15 protein-coding genes and 2 pseudogenes are annotated in these 18,467 nt (G+C 62.4%); 10 read left to right on the top strand and 7 right to left on the bottom strand.

The window, feature by feature from the left end:
• Nucleotides 1-10 precede the first annotated feature (10 nt).
• Nucleotides 11-811, bottom strand: a complete 801-nt coding sequence (locus tag LQ953_RS04610) for a glycosyltransferase family 2 protein (protein WP_231029490.1) — start codon at nt 809-811, stop codon at nt 11-13.
• Nucleotides 812-1,127: 316 nt separating this feature from the next.
• Between LQ953_RS04610 and LQ953_RS04605 the strand changes: the two genes are divergently transcribed.
• The 5 genes from LQ953_RS04605 to LQ953_RS04580 all read left to right on the top strand — a co-directional run bounded on the left by LQ953_RS04605 (nt 1,128) and on the right by LQ953_RS04580 (nt 6,270).
• Nucleotides 1,128-2,546: a lipopolysaccharide biosynthesis protein gene (locus LQ953_RS04605; protein ID WP_330999377.1), complete on the top strand. Its 1,419-nt coding sequence runs from the start codon at nt 1,128-1,130 to the stop codon at nt 2,544-2,546.
• Between the two features lie 254 nt (nt 2,547-2,800).
• Nucleotides 2,801-3,889 carry a DegT/DnrJ/EryC1/StrS family aminotransferase gene (locus LQ953_RS04600; protein ID WP_231029489.1) on the top strand — a complete coding sequence of 363 codons (1,089 nt, stop codon included), beginning with the start codon at nt 2,801-2,803 and terminating at the stop codon, nt 3,887-3,889.
• A 46-nt stretch (nt 3,890-3,935) separates the two neighbouring features.
• Nucleotides 3,936-4,889, top strand: coding sequence for a glycosyltransferase family 2 protein (locus LQ953_RS04595; RefSeq protein WP_231029488.1), 954 nt, complete (start codon nt 3,936-3,938; stop codon nt 4,887-4,889).
• Nucleotides 4,886-5,863 (top strand): WxcM-like domain-containing protein, encoded by a 978-nt coding sequence (locus LQ953_RS16315; RefSeq protein WP_330999376.1) that lies wholly within the window; start codon nt 4,886-4,888, stop codon nt 5,861-5,863. The genes LQ953_RS04595 and LQ953_RS16315 overlap by 4 nt, the downstream gene beginning before the upstream one ends.
• Nucleotides 5,860-6,270 (top strand): hypothetical protein, encoded by a 411-nt coding sequence (locus LQ953_RS04580; protein ID WP_231029487.1) that lies wholly within the window; start codon nt 5,860-5,862, stop codon nt 6,268-6,270. Before LQ953_RS16315 ends, LQ953_RS04580 begins: the two co-directional genes overlap by 4 nt.
• On the opposite strand, the gene LQ953_RS04575 is transcribed toward LQ953_RS04580, so the two are convergent.
• On the bottom strand, nt 6,242-7,993 hold the full coding sequence (locus LQ953_RS04575; RefSeq protein ID WP_231029486.1) for a hypothetical protein: 1,752 nt from the start codon (nt 7,991-7,993) through the stop codon (nt 6,242-6,244). The genes LQ953_RS04580 and LQ953_RS04575 overlap by 29 nt on opposite strands.
• Nucleotides 7,994-8,481: 488 nt before the next feature.
• On the opposite strand from LQ953_RS04575, the gene LQ953_RS04570 reads away from it, so the two are divergent.
• Both LQ953_RS04570 and LQ953_RS04565 read left to right on the top strand, forming a co-directional pair.
• Nucleotides 8,482-9,996, top strand: coding sequence for a glycoside hydrolase family 55 protein (locus tag LQ953_RS04570; protein ID WP_231029485.1), 1,515 nt, complete (start codon nt 8,482-8,484; stop codon nt 9,994-9,996).
• A 204-nt stretch (nt 9,997-10,200) separates the two neighbouring features.
• Nucleotides 10,201-10,957 (top strand): annotated as a pseudogene (locus LQ953_RS04565) (IS5 family transposase).
• A gap of 368 nt (nt 10,958-11,325) precedes the next feature.
• Here the strand turns inward: LQ953_RS04565 and LQ953_RS16310 are convergent.
• Nucleotides 11,326-12,714 carry a sulfatase-like hydrolase/transferase gene (locus LQ953_RS16310; protein WP_231029484.1) on the bottom strand — a complete coding sequence of 463 codons (1,389 nt, stop codon included), beginning with the start codon at nt 12,712-12,714 and terminating at the stop codon, nt 11,326-11,328.
• Between the two features lie 480 nt (nt 12,715-13,194).
• Nucleotides 13,195-14,034, bottom strand: a complete 840-nt coding sequence (locus LQ953_RS04555) for a hypothetical protein (RefSeq protein WP_231029483.1) — start codon at nt 14,032-14,034, stop codon at nt 13,195-13,197.
• Nucleotides 14,035-14,578: 544 nt separating this feature from the next.
• On the opposite strand from LQ953_RS04555, the gene LQ953_RS04550 reads away from it, so the two are divergent.
• The 3 genes and pseudogenes from LQ953_RS04550 to LQ953_RS16400 form a co-directional block, all read left to right on the top strand.
• Nucleotides 14,579-14,821 carry a conjugal transfer protein TraD gene (locus LQ953_RS04550; RefSeq protein ID WP_231029482.1) on the top strand — a complete coding sequence of 81 codons (243 nt, stop codon included), beginning with the start codon at nt 14,579-14,581 and terminating at the stop codon, nt 14,819-14,821.
• A 90-nt stretch (nt 14,822-14,911) separates the two neighbouring features.
• Nucleotides 14,912-15,154: a conjugal transfer protein TraD gene (gene traD, locus LQ953_RS04545; RefSeq protein ID WP_330999375.1), complete on the top strand. Its 243-nt coding sequence runs from the start codon at nt 14,912-14,914 to the stop codon at nt 15,152-15,154.
• A 78-nt stretch (nt 15,155-15,232) separates the two neighbouring features.
• Nucleotides 15,233-15,661: pseudogene (locus LQ953_RS16400) on the top strand (MucR family transcriptional regulator); the annotation flags it as partial.
• Between the two features lie 121 nt (nt 15,662-15,782).
• On the opposite strand, the gene LQ953_RS04535 reads toward LQ953_RS16400, so the two are convergent.
• From LQ953_RS04535 to LQ953_RS04525, 3 genes are all read right to left on the bottom strand, one after another.
• Nucleotides 15,783-16,706 (bottom strand): HEPN domain-containing protein, encoded by a 924-nt coding sequence (locus LQ953_RS04535; protein WP_231029481.1) that lies wholly within the window; start codon nt 16,704-16,706, stop codon nt 15,783-15,785.
• A 72-nt stretch (nt 16,707-16,778) separates the two neighbouring features.
• Nucleotides 16,779-16,988 carry a sigma-70 region 4 domain-containing protein gene (locus LQ953_RS04530; protein ID WP_231029480.1) on the bottom strand — a complete coding sequence of 70 codons (210 nt, stop codon included), beginning with the start codon at nt 16,986-16,988 and terminating at the stop codon, nt 16,779-16,781.
• Entirely contained in the window at nt 16,985-17,890 is a 906-nt protein-coding gene (locus LQ953_RS04525; RefSeq protein ID WP_231029479.1) for an ArdC family protein, read from the bottom strand. The genes LQ953_RS04530 and LQ953_RS04525 overlap by 4 nt, the downstream gene beginning before the upstream one ends.
• Nucleotides 17,891-18,467 lie beyond the last annotated feature (577 nt).

Raw genomic sequence — 18,467 nt, 5'->3', positions numbered from 1 at the left:
ATCGCTGCTCTCAGGACGCGTCGTCGCGCATCGTTCCTTCCGCATAATGCTTGGTCAGCGGCTCCGGGTAGCGCCGGATCCGCGGCCCCAGAAAACGCAGCCGCCGTGCGCGGTTCCAGTCCCCCGCTTCGCCATAGCGATAGCAATGCATGTCGGCCTCGACCGCCGCGTAGGAGCGGTGGTAGAAGATGCCAGACGAAGTGACGAAGCCGTAACCGAACCGTCGCGCTTCGTGGACGTACCACTGCGTCTCCCCTTCATAGAAGAACGAGTGATAGATCACGTCGGCGCGTTCCTGCTGTGCAAAGGCGACGAGCTTCTCGATGCGGTCTGGCGTGTACTCGTCGTCATGATCGAGATGCGTGATGAAATCGCCGCGCGCCATCTTGAGCATGGCGTTGAACGGTGCGTTCCCGGCAACCAGCCATCGAAGGCGCGGATCGTCAGGGTAATTGCCGCGTTCGGGAAGGTTCACGAAGCGCACGCGGGGGTCCTCCACCTCTCGCATCAACGCCTCGGTATTGTCGGTGCAATGATCCCCCACCACGACGATGTCGAGGTTGCGGTATGTCTGGGCGATGGAGGATGCCACCGCCCGCTTCAGCAGCAGTTCGCCCTTGTTGTAGGTGGCGATACAGATCGTGACCATGGGCTCGGGCTTGTCGAATACGGCCTGATGCTCCGCGCTGCGCCGAAGCCGGCGAAACCGGAGCGCGTCCAGCACACCCACGTCCTTCAGCGACCGCCAGTCGTCCCTGAAGCGCGCCCTGGCGATCGCCAGCGGGCCGTTAACTCTGTCTATGAGGTTCAAGGGATAGCCTGTGAATTGCCGGATTGCGCGATGTATTGGCCATCGCGCAGATGAGGGCTGGTATCCCGCCAGCGCGCGCGGCGCAACCGGCACCGCCTGCTGGAACGCAAGGCGCCGAGCCGTCGCGGGGCGCAAAGGCACTTGCGCAACGCTCGCGATGGCCGCAATTGGCTGCCCACGTTGGAGACCTTTTCGTGCCACTCCATTTCGGCCTTGTTCCCGCTCAAGCCTCAGGATTCGCAACGCCGGCGGGGGGCCGTACGCAGGCGCACTCGTGTCGATAGCGCGCGCGGCCTCTGCCGGCTTGTGGAGTGCGGTGGACGTCATGGCGCGTCAGGGCGTCCAATTTGTCACTTCCGTCATCCTCGCGCGGCTGCTCGCCCCGTCGGATTTCGGGATCATCGCGCTCGTGAGCTTCTTTTCAAGCTTGGCGCAGGTCCTTCTGCAGGGGGGGCTGTCGACCGCGCTCGTGCAGCGGCATGACACGACCCGAGCCGAAGAGAGCGCCGCGTTCTGGGTCAACCTGATTGGCAGCGTAGCTCTGGCATGTGTGTTGATTGGCGGCGCTCCTGCGATCGCGGCCTTTTATCAACAGCCCGTGTTGCTGCCGCTGATGCTCGTCGCTGGCGCGCAGGTGGTGTTGACGTCGGCCGGCGCGGTTCACGCAGCCTTGCTGTCCCGCGAATTGGCCTTTCGGGCGCTCGCCAAGGTGGGGATTGCCTCCTCGCTTCTGTCGGGCGCGGTCGGGCTGGGGGCGGCAATCTCAGGCGCTGGCGTTTGGGCGCTGGCTGCGCAAGGCACCGTCGCAGCGGCCGCGTATAGTGCCGGCCTGTGGCTGGTGAGCGACTGGCGCCCTACGCTCCGATTCCGCATTTCGGAGCTTCGCCGGCTCTTCGGCTTCGGCGCCTGGCTGAGTGTGGCGAGCATCCTCGACGTTGTATATACCCAAGGTTTCTCGCTGCTCGTCGGTAAGTTGCACGGGGTGCGCGAGCTGGGTCTCTACAACCGGGCTTCAAGCACCCAGTTGCTGCCGAGCACCGTGTTTTCACTGATCATCTCGCGGGTGGCCCTGCCCCTGTTCGTGCCGCGCGTCGATGACCGCGACGCCACGCAGCGCGGGATGCGAATGGCAATCGGATTCGCGATGCTCATCAACGTGCCGGTAATGGTCGGGCTGGCGGTCATTCCCCACACGATAATCGAGGTCCTGTTCGGGAAGCAGTGGATCCCCGCGGCGCCGATCCTCGGCATCCTCGCGATCGGCGGCCTGTTCTATCCGATGCACGTGATCAACCTTCACGTGCTGCTGGCGCAGGGTGATTCACAAAAGTTCCTGCGGATCGAGATCGCGAAGAAGGCCGTTGGCATCGTCCTGGTCGTGATCGGGAGCATTTTCGGGATATACGGCCTTGCGTGGAGTCAGGTGTTGGCCAGCGCCGTGTCGCTGCTGTTTAACGCGGGCGCGAATTCCAGGTCGCTGCAATATGGACCTGGTCGACAGTTGGCGGATCTCGCCGGGGTCTTCTGCTGCTCGGCCGCGATGGGCGCAGTCACCTGGGTGGCTTCACGCTACCTGCTGCTGGCCCCCCTCGCTGAGGTGGCCGTAATCGTGCCGATCTCGGCCGCGACCTATTTCGGCTGTGGCTTCGTTCTGCGGATTCGCAGCTTCATTGAGGCCTGGTCCGTGGTGATGATTCTCCTCAAGGGGAGGGGAAGCCAGCCAGCCGCTGCCTAGGAAGGGCCGCTCGTCTTTGGAAAACCGGGACGCTCCCAGCGTTCGGGCCTAATCGGCGGCGCGATGTTGATCTTTCCGGACCGGACTCGCTAAGGCACCTGCTATGCCGGGCCCAAGTCAACACGGTGAGTTGCAGTCGCGATGATCGTGAACCACCTGAACCCCTGCCGGGCGATGCGTTTCAAGGAACACCCGCACTGATGACAATCCCTCTGAACGACTTGAAGCGGATCGCCGAGGCTCACGGGGCAGCGTTGCGCGAAGTCATCGCCCAGGTCGTCGACTCTGGCTGGTGGCTGCTCGGCCCCCGCACCCGGTCGTTTTGCGAGGCTTTTGCCGAGTATGTCGGCGGCGGCGAATGCATCGGCGTCGCAAACGGCACCGATGCACTGGAGCTCGCGTTGCGCGTCGTTGCTGCGGATTCGCGGTTCGGAGGCGGTTCGGAGGACGGGGAACTCCCCGAGGTCGTTCTGACCGCCAATGCTGGCGGCTACTCCACCATCGCGTGCCATCTCGGGGGCTTGCTGCCGGTATATGTGGATATCGATGCTGATACGCTGCTGCTGTCCATTGACGCAGCCGTTGCCGCTACGTCATCGCGAACCCTCGCGGTCGTAGCCACGCATCTGTATGGCGGCCTTGTCGACGTGCCGGCGCTGCGCCGTGCGCTCGATAGGGCGGGCCGGCGACACGTCGCGATCATCGAGGATTGCGCGCAGGCGCATGGGCTTAGGGGCCGCGACGGCATGGCCGGCAGCTTCGGCGATCTGGCGACCTTCAGCTTTTACCCGACCAAGAATCTCGGCGCGTTCGGCGACGGCGGGGCGGTCCTCACGCGCGACGCCGATCTGGCCAAGGCGGTGCGCACGCTTCATCAATATGGCTGGTCGCGCAAATATGCGATCGACACGCCTTATGGGCGCAATTCGCGCCTGGATGAGATTCAGGCTGCCGTGCTTCACAGCTTGCTTCCACATCTCGACGGCGCCAACGCAGCGCGGGTCTCGATCCTCGACGCCTATGCAGACGCTGCCCCGGCGGGCGTTTCCGTTGTTCGCAGCCCGCAGGGAAGCGTTGCGCATCTGGCGATCGTTCGCACTCCTGCGCGCGATGCATTGCAGGCCCATATGACGGCAAATGGCGTCACCACCGATATTCATTATCCAATCCTGGACTGCGATCAGGCTGGCCTCGCAAAGTTGCCGTTCCACGTTGCTCCAGGCGATCTGCCAAACAGCCGTGCCGCCACGCAGGAAATTCTCACACTGCCCTGCTTCCCGACGATGCGGAAGGACGAGATCGCCAAGGTGTGCGACGCCCTTGCCAGCTTCAAGGCCGCTTGACGTGACCTTGGGCCAAGTCCGTCGGCGCGAAGCATCTGACGGCCCCGTGGCGGTCGTGCCGGGACGGCTGTCGCTCATCGTCCCGGTATACCGCAACGAGGAAAACCTGCCGGCGCTCATACAGGCGCTCCACGACCTGTCTGACCGCACAGGAGGGCGGCTGGAGGTGGTATTCACCATCGACGGCTCGCCAGACCGGTCTGGCGAGCGGCTCGCGAGCCTTTTGCCGACGTTGCGGTTCCCGGCGCGCGTGGTCTTCCACAGCCGCAACTTCGGCTCCTTCACGGCTATTCGGACCGGGATGGAGATGGCCTCCGGAGAGCTACTGGCCGTCATGGCGGCGGATTTGCAGGAGCCGCCCGAATTGGTGCTGCAGTTCTTCGAGATACTCGAGACCGGAGAGACCGATGTCGTCTTCGGTCAACGCGACAGCCGGCGGGACGGCCGCGTCAGCATGCTTCTTTCGACGGCGTTCTGGAGTTTCTATCGCCGGTTCATTGTGCGCGACATTCCTCCGGGCGGGGTGGACATGTTCGCCTGCACCCGGCAGGTGCGTGACGTCATCCTTTCGATCGAGGAGCCGAACAGCTCACTGGTCGCGCAATTGTTTTGGGTGGGGTTCCGCCGCAGCTTCGTTCCGTATGCGCGCCGCCCGCGAGCTGTGGGCGAAAGCGGCTGGAGCCTGAGCCGACGATTCCGGTACATGCTGGACAGCATTTTCTCATATTCCGACCTTCCAATTCTGCTGGTGCTGTGGATCGGGGTCGCCGGCGTCGCGCTCAGTTTGCTGTTCGCGATGGTGGTGATCATCTCTCGGCTGGCGGGCTTCATCGATGAGCGCGGATATTCGACGATCGTGTTGATGATCACCTTCTTCGGGTCGCTGTCGCTTGCCGTTCAGGGTGTGATTGGCTCCTACCTGTGGCGAACCTTTGAAAACACCAAGCAACGGCCGCTTCGCATCATCAGCGGCGTCATCGAGAGTGACGGGCAAGCATGAACGAGTCTTCACCGACGCCGGTGCCCTTTTTCCATCCGCAGGCACTCTGCGAGAGCGAACATATCGGCGCGGGAACGCGAGTTTGGGCGTTCGCCCATGTTCTGCCAGGTGCGAAGATTGGGGGGGACTGCAACATCTGCGATCACGTCTTCATCGAGAATGATGTCGTGGTTGGAGATCGCGTAACGGTGAAATGCGGTGTTCAGCTCTGGGATGGCCTCCGCGTTGGCAACGATGTCTTCATCGGTCCCAACGCGACTTTCACGAACGATCGCGTGCCGCGCTCCAAGCAATATCCCGAAGCGTTCCACCAGACGGTGGTCCACGATGGGGCCTCCATCGGTGCCAATGCGACGATCTTGCCCGGGGTGACGATCGGCCCCGAGGCGATGGTCGGCGCTGGCGCGGTGGTGACTCGGGATGTCCCCGCACGCACAACCGTGGTGGGCAATCCGGCGCGGATCATCGGCTATGCCGCGGCAGGCAACATCCTCTCCGGGGATGCCGCCAGCATCACCGGCCGCACGCTTGATTCAACGCCTGGCGCTTCGCTGAAGCTGGATGTACGCGGATGCACCGTAAGTCGGCTTCCCAGCTTCACGGACATGCGTGGAAAGCTGCTGCCGCTGGAAAAGGATCGCGGCCTGCCGTTCGCTCCGGCGCGGATCTTCAGCGTATATGGCGTCGCGCGCGATTCCGTGCGCGGAGAGCACGCGCATCTTGCCTGCGAACAGTTTCTCTATGTGGTTTCCGGGAGTGTGTCCGTCGTCGTCGATGATGGCCATCGCCGTGCGGAAGTGACGCTGGACCATCCCACGATCGGCCTCCACATACCTGCCCTGATCTGGGGCGTGCAGTATAAATTCTCTCCCGGGTCGGTGCTGATGGTCGCGGCATCCTTGCCCTATGACGCCGAAGATTATGTACACGATTACGAACGGTTTCTGGTGCTCGCCCGCGGCAATTCGGCATGAGCACTAAGCTGCTGGGGCAAGCGGGACGCTTTCTTGTCGCCGGTATCGCGAATACCGTCATGACGCTGGCGATATACCAGCTTCTTCTACTGGTCCTTCCTCCTCGCCCGGCTTACGCCGTGACCTGGGCACTCGGCATGATCTTCGTCGCGGCCGTGTATCCGTCACGCGTGTTTGGGGTTGGCAGGCCGACCTCCGCGATGCGCATTGGCGTGATCCTCGTCTATATCGCGGGCTTCGCGAGCGGGCTGGCGCTCATCCAGCCCGTTGCGAGGCTCGTCGGCGCGCACGGGGCCATTTTCCCCGTGCTCGTCTTCACGACGCTCTTCAACTTCGTAGCCATGCGAGCCGTGATCGGCCTGATCGGGCCGCGTGGCGCTATGATCCAGTCGGCGCCCAGAAAATGACGGGTGGGTGCTCCGGCGCCGGGCCGTAGCGAAGCACGGCCGCCCGCCGGTACCCCCCCGAGCGAGCGAGGCGCGCAATGGCGGGGTGCTCGGTAAAGCGCGGATCGATCGGTCCGACGATCCACGCCCGCTTCCGTTCTTCCGGCGTCATGGATTCCCAGGCAGCGGCAGCAAGGATGCCCGGCTGCTTGGAAAAATGGATCATCCACGGGAAGAACGGCGCACGCGCGCCCAGCAGCGCGACGGTTCCAGGGGCGACGCCAGACAAATCGAGGACCGGGGTGCTGGCGCCGATTCCCTCCTTCCGTGCCAGTTGCTGAAGATCGCGCGCATAAGCTGCTGTTGCCGCATCAACGCGCAGGCGGCTGCGCGTGAAGGGTGCGTCCAGCATCTCGGTCGCGGCGAATACGGGCGAGGGCTGATTATACGGCCGGTAAGCCGACCACGCCAACAACACTAGGCAAAGCGCAATCCATGCGAGTTCCGCCAGACGTGCCATCGTTTGGGGAAAGCATAGCCGTACACACAGGACTGCAGCGATCAGCACCGGGAACAGCGACATGCCCGCTTGCCGTAGAAGGTCATTGGCCGTGCCGAATGCAACCAAATAGGGGACGACGGTGAGCAAAAGGATCGGCACATATCGCGTGGGTGCCCGCAGGATCGCGGGGTTCAGCGTGACGCCCGCTCCGAAGGTGGCCAGCAACATGCCTACTACTGGAGTACCTATGGCGATGGTCCATGGATCGGTTCCGTATACCAGCCCCCTCCGCAACAGCAGGGCGAACATCGCGGCGTCGAGAAGAAGCGCCGCTGCGTTCAGAGCAAGAAAGATCTTTGAGCTCCTGTGCTCGCTGGATTTCAGACTTCGCGCCGCTGCAATGACGCTCGCAGCCAGAACGGCAATCGCCACGAACAGATAGGGCGGCGCGTGGATCACGGAACCGAGCGTCTGCGCGACCAGTGAGAAGGTGGAGTAGTCACTGCTCAATACGGCTACGCCGGCCTTCACCCTGTCGAAGAAGGTAGGCAGGCTCATCACGCTTAAGATGGAGATCAACACCGGCACGATCGCCGCGACACCGGCGATCGAGCCTCGAGTGAGAGCGGTGCGCAGGTCTCTCCGCGCGAGCACCAGAAGCTGCAGGGCAACGAAAGCGCCGGCTAAAACCGCGAAAGTTGGCTTGCCTAGAAAGGCGAGAGCGCCGCCGAACCCACAATAAAGCGAAGGTAGCCAATCGCGCGTGCGAGAGCCACGGTCGTGCGCAGCCCAGCCGAACATGCCCGCAAGCACCAGTGCTGCGCCAGCGTTCGCCAGCATATTGTAGCTGGGGGTCACGGCCCACAGGACGTAATAGAGCGTGCCGGCCAGCGCGCCTGCGATCGGGAGTAAGGCCAGCCGAGCGTCGGGCGCGACTACCCGGTAATAACGCTCAATTGCTGCGCCCATGATCGCTCCGGTGCCGATCAACAGCGCGATGCCGAATAGTCGGAGCGCGATGAGAGATCTTCCAAGCGCCGCGTAGATGGGGTGCAGCAGAAGCCCGAATGGATGAACGAGGGCATCATACGCGTTCGGGTCGTTGATCCAGCTAATATAGTAGATTTCGTCCCATAGCCCGATGGAGAACGGTGTCGCCGCGATTAGCGTGACGACCGTCAGCAGCAGCGCAACGCCAAATGGCGCATACGCGTCAGATTTGGATATGGAAGCAGCTGTCATCAAACCTCAGGCCTTTTCGATAGTGCGAGCGTGCGTATCCTAATACGCGCACCGCCCAGTCAGCATATGTCCGTTACGACTGTGTGCGACGGGTGGTAGCTTGAATGGCCAGGAAGTCTACCAGCCAGCGTGCCGGACATCTGCAACGCAGCCGGGTCGCGGCGCAAGGGCATCGCTACTTCCCGGAGGATGCGCAACGATGCGCGCCCCAGCACGGCGCCATTGCCGACAAAAGCAGCGGCGTGGCTGGTTGGTGCGTCAAGGCGCCAATCCGCAGCGGTAGACGATAACTGACAGAAGTTATCATAAACCGATGTCTCACACTGCTTTGTCGCGTATTCCTCCGATCGACGGCCTGCGTGCATTCGCCGTGGCGTCGGGAGCGACCCTGGGGCATTAAGCAGTACGCTGCTGCGGCGCGACGTTTCGCTACCCCGCACAACAGCTGCCACGCTGGTTTTTTGACAGAGGTGCGCCTATCGGGCTGCATGTCCGACACCTCCCGTAGATCTGCCCTCGCCGCGTTCGCGGTCGCGCCCTTCGCCGCTTTCCACCCGCAGGAGGGCGCCGCGGCCCCTTTGGGAGGCCTGTCGGCCGCGACGTCGGACGCTGTTCGCTTTGCGCAGCAAGGGGCGGGCGCCGTCGAACGAACCCTTCAGGACAAGGCGCAAGAGCGGGTCTCCGTTGTCGATTTTGGCGCTCGGGGACATCCGGTCGACGACACCCGCGCGTTCGCTGCCGCGCTTCGCCATGTCCGCAGCAAGGGTGGGGGGACGGTTCACGTCCCGGCCGGCATCTTTCGGGCCAACGTCACCTTGGTGAGCGACGTTGTGCTGGATGGAGCCGGCATGGACCAGACAGTGATCGTCGCCGCGGACAAGACGAAGCATGTAGTGCGCGGCCCGACGAACGAACCGCTCGTCCGAAGCGGTCTCCGCAACCTGGGCGTTCACGGCGACAGGTCTGGCGACGCGGACGGCATCAATCTGGTTCCGCCGGGTGACAAGTCCTTCTGGTTCGACACGATCTATATCGAAAACGTCCACGTCCTTGGTCACGGACGGCACGGCATTTATGTGCGAGGCACCGCCTCGGACGGGCCGTTCGTACAGCATCTGATCCTGCGCAACGTCACTTCGGACGAAAACATGCGCGAAGGCCTCATGCTCATGGGCGCCGTTTTCGAAACCGAGTTCACGACAGGCTTTTTGACGAACCCGCACACCGCCGATGGCAGCTGCGCGGGAGCGACCCTCGCTTACTCACCCGACAGAGGCGGCAGCTATCCGGGGCGCGTGGTCATGTCCAATGTCGCGTTCGCCAACGCTCGCCCGCATCTCGCATCGCCAAACCCGCAGCGAGACGGTCAGAACCACGCTCCCGCGCTGGCGATCGGCGCAGTGATGGGGCTCACCCTGATCGGCTGCAGCTTCGAGTTCGCGGACCCGGCGATTTTCATCGACGATTTCGTGTTCGCTGGGCAGATCACCGCCATCGGCTGCTCGGCTGGCGTCATCAATCAGGTGCAGAGCATCGTCCGCACCTACAAGTCGAATGCTGCGGTCTTCCTGGGGTGGCGCGTTCTGGCGAACTGCGATCAGTTCCTCAAACTGGAAGGCGGCTATTCCAGCCACTCTGGGTTGATCAGCGAAGCGCATGACTTCTCGGCGACTGTGCGGACGCACATCAACCAGGGAGAAACCTTCCATACCACCGTGGCTTCTGGCGCGATACCGGCACAACGAAAGCTGATCGCGTTGAAGGCGGCCACAGGCAAAGCGGGTGACGAACTCAAGACCATTCATGATGCGCGGAGCGGAACCGGCCTCCTTGTGGACGGCCAGGAAATCACGCTCATTCCCTACGATGATGCAACGATCATCAAGATCAAGCATCGTGCCGGCAACATCCTGCTTGCAAAGCAGGAAGAGCTTGTCTTGGCCGGCTCACGTCCGTTGACGTTGGTATGGTATGGACAGCGGCAACGCTGGATCGAAAAGTGAGTGGCTTCGGCTCCACGCGTGGCCGCCGACCGAAACCGCTTCGTGCGGTAAGCATTGGATTGGCGATCTAACTTATCCGAGCCGCGTTGGGTGCGCTTCGAGGGATAAGAGACGGAAGCATTGACTTCGTCGCTACGCCACTAGGGTCAGGACCCATTGATGTGAGAGGCGCGATCTGATTCAGGCTCTACGAGGAGACTGGGCATGAGCGACCTGTATTGGCTGACGGAAGAGCAGATGGCGCGTCTGAGGCCCTACTTTCCCAAGAGCCACGGCAAGCCGCGGGTCGACGACAGGCGGGTGCTGAGCGGCATCGTTTTCGTCGACCGCAACGGGCTGTGCTGGCGGGATGCGCCGAAGGACTATGAGCCGCATAAGACGCTCTACAACGGCTGGAAGCGCTGGGGTGAGATGGGAGTGTTCGTCCGCATTATGGAGGGATTGGCTGCCGCTGGTGCCGAACTGGAAACCGTCATGATCGACGCGACCTACCTGAAAGCGCATCGCACGGCATCGAGGCTGCGAGTTAAAAAGGGGATCTCGGGCGACTGATCGGCCGTACCAAAGGCGGCATGAACATGAAGCTTCATGCTGTCACCGATGCCAACGGCCGCCCCTTGAGCTTCTTCATGACCGCCGGGCAGGTCAGCGATTACACCGGCGCGGCAGCGCTGCTCGACGACCTGCGAAGGCGCAGTGGCTGCTCGGCGGCCGCGGCTACGATGCGGACTGGTTCAGGGATGCCTTGCAGGCCAGGGGCATCCAGCCCTGCATCCCAGGTCGCAAATCCCGGATCGAGCCCGTCAGATACGACAAGCGTCGCTACCGCGCCGCATCGGCATCGAGATCATGTTCGGCCGCTTGAAGGACTGGCGCCGCGTCGCCGCCCGCTACGACCGGTGCCCGACGGCTTTCTTTTCCGCCGTCGCTCTCGCCGCCGACCGTCATCTTCTGGCTCTGATCAACGAGTCCTGACCCTAGTAGTCGCAGAAGCACTCCATGCGCTAAGCCCCCGATATGTACTTGCTCCTATTCCGCATATCGTTTTGGGTAGCAGGTGTCTTCACCTCCGTCATGGCCACGCTTCCCCACGCCCGAGGCTTGCCGGGCGAGCCTCGGACAAGGTGCAGCATATTCTCGCGTTCGTGGTGCTCACCATCATGGGAAGCGCTGCCTATTGGGAGCCCCGCTCTTACATCAGCCCTGTCGGCCTACTGGCCTTCGGCGCATTGATCGAAGTAGTTCAAGCGTACCTGGAGTTTCATCGATCATCTGACCTTCGCGATTGGATTGCGGACGCTGCGGCGGTTCTAGTCACGTTCGGAGTGGTTACTGGACTACGCGTGCTGCAGCGTCATTCGCCGTGGAAGGTTGACGGTCCTGATCAGGGTTGCGCTTCCTGAGTATCAGATATGGCACGGCTTCTGCGGAGAAAACCTTGCGTGCCAGCTCGGAGGCAAAAGGCGGCGCATGGTCTCCATAGATGAACACAACGTCAGGCTGAACCTTGGCGTTATGCAGGGCGAGCCCGAGTTGTGCCAATGAGCGCTGGAGTAATTTAGCGTAGCCACATAGCGAGCTGTTCTCCGCGAAAATCGACGAGCAAGACCCAGGTTCGGCATCGAGCACCGGCAAGTGAGAATCCAGTGTCATGACATGCACGAAGCGCTTCTGCCCATCGAACAATCCTATCGCACGGGAGTACACGCGTTCATCGCAAGCTGCGTTGAAGGCCGTCTCGGGGCAGGCAGTCACCGCCGGATCGGCTGCTGCCAGATCGTCGTAGAAGAAGCTCTGCCGAAAACCCATCGCCGGGTAAACCGCCCAACGTGAATAGAAGCGCCCGCCGTTGCCGTGTAACGCCACCGTGTCGTACCCACGCCGGCGCAACTGAGACGGGAGGCACTGAGACAATTGTCTGAGCACTCCATCCTGCGCAGCGTTCCCGAACAGGCGCTCCCCGCACAATTCCCGCACCTCACCCTGCAAAGTTGCACCGAAGTAGTCGTGAGCACCTTGCTCGACCTTATAAAGTCCTCCCAATTCCCTGATGAGCGGCTCGATGAGCGCAGCCCGGCGGTTCGGTTCTCGCGCGAGACCGAAGGACTCAAGGCTGATTGACAGAATTTGAGGCGGAGGATTGTGGCGGTCGACATCCGAGTACATGGTCTTGCGGTGGAATGTCTGGAGGGAACCACCCTGTACAGCGCCGTTCAGGTAAATCGGTGCGATGCTCGGGATCGCCGTTGTGATCAGGTTTATCCCCGCTGTGCCGTCGCGAAATCGCGATGTGCCGATCTGGGTATCAATCGCGAGGAGGACTACCAGCAATGTAGGAAGGGGCCAGAGGGCGAACGGCCGTCGGCGTTTTAGCCCTAGTGGCAGGCTGACCAGTGCTGCTCCGGCAAGGAGCAACGCGGCGGTCGGAACGATGACCGACCAAGGGAGATCCTGATAACCCTGTAGATACTGCGGAAGCGCGTCGGGCCCCCAGCGGAACCTTCGCCCTATGACAAGGACGGCGTCGCAGCAAACGGCGAGTAGAGACAAGAGGAACGTACCAATTGCGGCGAACCACCGCGGGGCTCTCAACCTGAGCGCAGCCCACAAGAAGATCGGTGGAAGCGCATAATCCGCCTGGAAGTAGGTAGCCTCACCCGTTCCCGACAGCAGCGCAACACGAACAAGATTCATAGCTAAGAAGATGGAGATGGCCACTCCGTAGTAGCCAGTTTTAGTGAACTTCAATCGTAGCTCCGGTAATCGTTGGCTGCCCCTGGTAGGTCGAGGCTCGAATCTAAACGTAGGAGGGGTACTGGGCGAGCGAAAACCGCGTCGAGCGCATCACTCTCTCTCTCCGGAGCTACGCATCCTACAAGCCTCACCGAGCGGCGGGAGCCGAGGGCAGCACCTCAGCTGATTCTGGCTCAGGCACTCCAGATCGTCAGCCAATCTTGCGCCGATGACTACAGTGCATGCATGTCTGCATTCCGACGTATTTATGACTTGCCTTGAAATGGTGCTTTCGTCCGAAAATGCACTTCAAGTAGCGAAAAATCCGCATGCTTCGCCCAACCTCTCGCAGCAATATCTGTGTGACTCACTCGCAGTCAAGATGGCGCGCAACCACTTGAGCGCAGGCTCCCGCCTTCCTGACTGAACTTATCTCACCCAATGACTCGTCGGGTGGTGGGGCTGTTAGCGCTTACCAGCAGCGCTACCCGCAACGGTTAAGGCTCGGCGAGTGTCGCTTGGATCGTTTGCGCTGAATACAAAGCTCCCGCCGGCTTCTTCAGCCGCAGGGCCGCCTAGAAGGAACCCGGCGCTTCCGCCGGGCAACTGGAACGACGCTGCGCCACCAGAGAGGTTGCCCTGCGCCTCGAACTGTAAGGTGATCGGAGCGCCACAAGTTACCCGGCAATCAAACTGAGTACCCTGAAACACAACTAAAAGCCTTGCCGTGTTCGCCCCGAAGTTGACTTCAAGGATGAAGGTTCCTGTCAGCTTATACTGCGCACCCTCGAAATCGCGTGGGAAACTCGCCGGACTGTCTCCGGTGGCGCGGCCGATTAGCGGGCCTGAATAGCTTGCTGACCCGCCGCTAGGAACACCTGCGACAGCTGTCGGGAAGCCGTATGCGAAGTACCGCGCGTCATACTGCTGCCTTCCCGTGAATCGGTCGGCAGCGGCACGGTCCACGCTGCCGAAGGTGAGATAGCGTAAGCTTGGAGGATTGGCCGCTTGACTGGGTGTGAAACGGTGCAGTCCCCAGGTCGCTGCGTTCGAGCGCTGAAAAGTGAAGGCAGCGCCGTAGCATGTCACGCTGTTATTCTCGTCACAGGCGGCCGTGCTATTGGCCGCGAACGCAACGTCTTCGCTTTGAGCGATGATGAACCCGTTTTCGATGCGGTAGGTGTAACTACCGTCTGAGGCGGCGTAGCGCAGCAGCGTACCATCCGCCGGCGCTATGCTCTTCGTGTTACGAATATTCTGGCCGTTGGTGTCGTACAGGTACTGCAGCGCGGCAGCGATGGTCACGAATGTCTGATCGGACCGTAGCTCCAGCAAGTTCGTGTTGGCTGTGGGTGTGGGCGTCGGGGACGGCGTTGGAGTTGGCGCCGGGATTGGAGTGAGAGTCGGCGTTGGCGTCACCACTGCACCGCCGCTATCGGAATCCCCTGACCCGCAAGAAGCCGTTGCGAGGATCAGCATCGCGCTCACGATTCTTTTCATGGTGATCAAATAGCTGGTGTTCAGTGGAGAATGCAAAGTTATATTGGCACAAGCCAGAGGTGGCGCGATGGCGATCCAGCCGCTCGTCATAGAGGCGGGAAGCGGAGCGGTAGGCAGAGGATGAAAGCGCCGACGTTCGTTGGCGCGCGAGTTGATCCTCGCCGAGAAGTGTAGATCGCTATTGCGGCGGTCTACTTACACTATTCAAGCAACGTTGGCGCAACGGATAACCGGGCCCTCAAAGATTGCATTTTCTTTGGGACGTTCACGTCCCGCAAGGTTTCACACCAAGCACGCTGATCGAAATCAATAACTTAGCCGCCCTCAACGAGCAATTGTGGATAAGGCCATGCGCAAGCCGCGCGACTACAAGTCCGAACAGAAGGCGCTGAGCGAAAAGGCGCTGCAGCTGAAGGAACGCAAGCTGTATCAGCCAGGTGAGCTGGTGCTTGCGACCGCCGCAGACGCTCCCTCTGCAGAACAACTTGCCGCTGCGTTGCTGAGCGCCGTCGAAACCACTGACACAGCAACCAAGGAGGTCTGGCGGAAGCGCGGCGTGACCTTCTTTCAATCAGCACCGCGTAGCGCTTGAGGCGCTGACAAGAACGATCGGAGCAACATCTCGGGCGAGAGCCGCGCGCCACACCTTCCAGGCGAAGTGCGCACGTGATGAGGAGCGAGCGTGGGAGGTGAAGCGACCCGAGCGGACGCGGCAGTTGATCGAGCTTGGGACCTGACTGCGAAGGTCGATTTGGTCGCGCTGACCGAGGACGATCGCGCCGTTATCTTCGGCATTCTCGAAACTGCCGCTTTGATGTTGCGGAGCGGAGATCGCGATCAAGCACTCGTATCGTGGCAGCGTCGAGCCAAGCGGGCCTTCAGTTTAGTCGTCCGAACTTTGAGTGTCGACTCATTTGCCTCATGACGAATAATTGCTCAAAGACTTGTCATAGATCATGACATCGGCCTTCGACGTCTTGCCTGCCAAATCGACAAGGGGCGCATCAGGTCGGACGAAGCATCTTTGAACGCTGTCGAGCTTGCTGCTGAATTGACGATTGCCTGGCTCGGCAATCAGAACAACCGGGTCCCTGCCGAAGACGGGCCTGCATTTGCGCAACATGCACGCGACCGTAACCGAGCTCGCGAACGGCGCTCCCGCGACAGATGAGGGTACTGAAGAAGCGGCACCGGGGGGCCGACTTCACGCCCGCCGTGTCAGTGCGCAAGTCGCTCGCATCCAAAGAGCACATCGTCTCGCTAATCGACGGCAAGCCGTACAAGACCCTGCGTCGCCGTGTCGCGACCAATGGCCTGACGCCTGAAGAGTATCGCGCGCGCTACAATCTCAAGCCCGACTACCCGATGGTGGCACCGAGCTACTCGGAAGCGCGCCGGGCGATTGCGCACAAGATCGGCCTTGGCGCAAATGGCGCGCAGCACGCAATGCAGCCGCTCCTGCATCGGCCCCACGCCTGCGCAAGCCGCGCGCCAACGCTTCTTCTAAAGCCTGAACGTATTCCACGCGCCGGGTGCATCGCACCCGGCGCCGATCACGCGGCGGCGCTGCGCTCCAGTGCAGCGATGCGTTCTTCGCAGATCACCTGCACGGCCTGACCGAGCACCTCGACGCGCTCGCCGAGCCACGCCAGCTCCTCTTCGCTGATCCGGTAGTGCTTCGAGTAGCGCGCCTTCACATAGGCTTCCTTGAGCTTCTCGAAACGTGCGCGATCGGCGCGATCGTCACGCGGCCATGCGTCGATCAGGCGAGGGTCAATCCGCTCGGCTTGGGTACGCAGGAAGCCAAGATTGTGCACATGCGGCGTGTAGAAGGTGCAGACTAGCTGGACGCAGTGGTAAAGCCGCTCGACTGCCTGGTGCAGGTCGAACGCGGCATCCTTGAGGAACCCTTTCGATATATCGAAGCGCGCGATTTCGAAGCGCTTCATCGCAGCCGGGAACCACTCGGCGAAGTACTCCCGCGCCATCGCGAGCGCCTGCGGCGGGGTCTTCGGCTTGGGCTGGTGGAACTCGGTGTCTTCGCTCTGGTAGAGCACGATGCCGTCGCGGGCGACATCCATGAAGAAGTAGCGCCCATGCGCCAGCCCGTCGTTCACCTCGGCAAGCGTGTGCACGATGAAGTTGACCGGCGTGCGCAGCGTCTTGGTGATCGCCAACTCGCGGTTCAGCCGGTCCTCCGCGGCCGACCAGAACTCGACCCGATCGGTGAGCTTGTCGTTGTTGACGATGATCAGCAGGTCGAAGTCGGATTGATAGCCCTTGGCGGTGTGGGGCTCGTCGATCCAGCCGCCACGCGCATAGCTGCCGTAGAGAATGACCTTGAGGATGCGCGCGTTCTTTTTCCAGTCCGACGTCGCAATCGCCGTCGCGTCACTAAACTCCTCAAACAGGATTTGCACGACGCGTTCCAGCTCGCGCTGCTTAGCCGCCGGCAGATGGTCGAGGCTCGTCTTCATGGTTTTGATCCTAACCTGCGCTGGCATCGACGTACACCTCGCCCGGCAAATGCCGGGCGAGGTGTCGCGGCTTCATTCGCGCCTAATCGTTGCCGCGCGGTCGAGCGCCACCAGCACCCGCGCAATGGACCGCTCCACCTCCTCGATGCTGCAGCCGTGGAGCTCTGCGGCCTGGACATAGTCGAGATCGTCGAACCGCACCGATCCGAAGATTGCACGATCGCGCTCGGGGAGCTGGCAATATGCGCGCCGCATCCGCCGCAGTTCCAGCCAGCGGATCATGACTGCGCCTCCTCGTTCGAGACGAAGCCGAGCAAGAAATCGGCAGCCTTGCTGGCCGCGCTCGCTGCCCGGAAGATTGCCTTCTCGTCGTCGCGCAGCACTGCCAGCCAGCTGCCGATATAATCAGCATGGCGCACGGTCGGCCGGATCGACAGCGACGCACAGGTGAACGCGCTCGCCATCTCGGCAACCAGTTCCTCGCGCGCGTAGGCTGCACTGCCAAAGCCGCCGGCCTGATCGCGGTTCAACCGTGTCCTGTGCCCGGTCCAATGCCCCAGCTCGTGCAGCACCGTCCGATACCAGTTGATCTTGGAATGAAACGCCAGCTGCGGCGGCACCGCGACATAATCGCCAGATGGGCTGTAATAGGCTTCGCCACCCCCGATCCGGAGGTCTGCCCCGCTCGCCTCCATCAGCGCATCCGCTTCCGGCACACAGTCGAATGGCCCGGCCGGTTCGACTTGTGGTTCCGGCGTGAAGCTAGCGGGTAACCCCTCGCACTGATCGATGTTGAACACGGTGAAGCGCTTGAGGAACGCCAGCTGCCGCGCCTCGCGATCCTCGTCGCGCGCCCGCTCGGCCTCGTCCCTGGGGGTGAAGCGATCCGCATAGCAGATCGTCGTTCCGCGCTCCCCTTTGCGCACGTTCCCGCCCGCCGCCTGCGCTTGGCGGTAGGTCAGCCAGCCCTGCGACGCGTAACCCCCCTCGATCACCGCTGCCCACAGGATCAGCACGTTGATGCCAGAATAGCGCCGCCCGCTCACCGCATTTGTCGGCATCGCGCAGCCGCACGCCGCGGCATCCCAAGGCTGCGCCCAGGGGAGTCGGCCCTGCTCCAACTCGGCGATTACTTGCGAAGTCACTTCGGCATAGATGCTCGTGCGGTTCTCGGTCCTGCTCATCGCTCCCACTCCTAAAAACCACCGCAACCGGCGCCGGAATGGCGGGTGGGCGGCAGGAGCGGACCGACAGCCCCGCCGACCGAAGGCGGGCTGCACCCGCAGGGCTGCAACGCAGTGGAAGACCCGGCGCAGCCGGGTTGCGGCACGCCGCGGCGGGGCTACAGGGCCGTGACGCCCACTCGCCAGATCGAGTGCCGGAGGCACAACGCCGCGCCGACTAGCGGCGCGTCCGCAGCCGATCAGCGCGCAGCGCTGCCCAGCGTCATCGGCGCTGCACCAAAGCCGCTCTCTCGGATCCGGCGGGCCGTCGCGGCGGCGTGCGCACGCGCCCGTGTGCCAGCCGTCGCCGCGCCTTCCGGCCGGATCGAGCGCGCCACGCGGCATAAAGAAGCTGCGACCCCTGGCGTCTCCGCAGGAGCGCGCCAGTGTGCGCGCACTTGGTCCCCGCGTTCCGCTTCAGCCGGCTTCGCCGGCACTCACGTCATTCGGCCGTCATCCGAATGGAACGAGACGCCGCGGAGAGATTCGGCGACGCGCAGCGTCGTAGAGCGCGATCACGTGGCAAGCGTGACGCGCC

It is taken from the genome of Sphingomonas sp. IC-56 (assembly GCF_021043375.1).
GTDB lineage: Bacteria > Pseudomonadota > Alphaproteobacteria > Sphingomonadales > Sphingomonadaceae > Sphingomonas.
The sequence above is the reverse complement of the archived record's forward strand: the minus strand, read 5'-3'. Positions and strand labels throughout refer to the sequence as shown.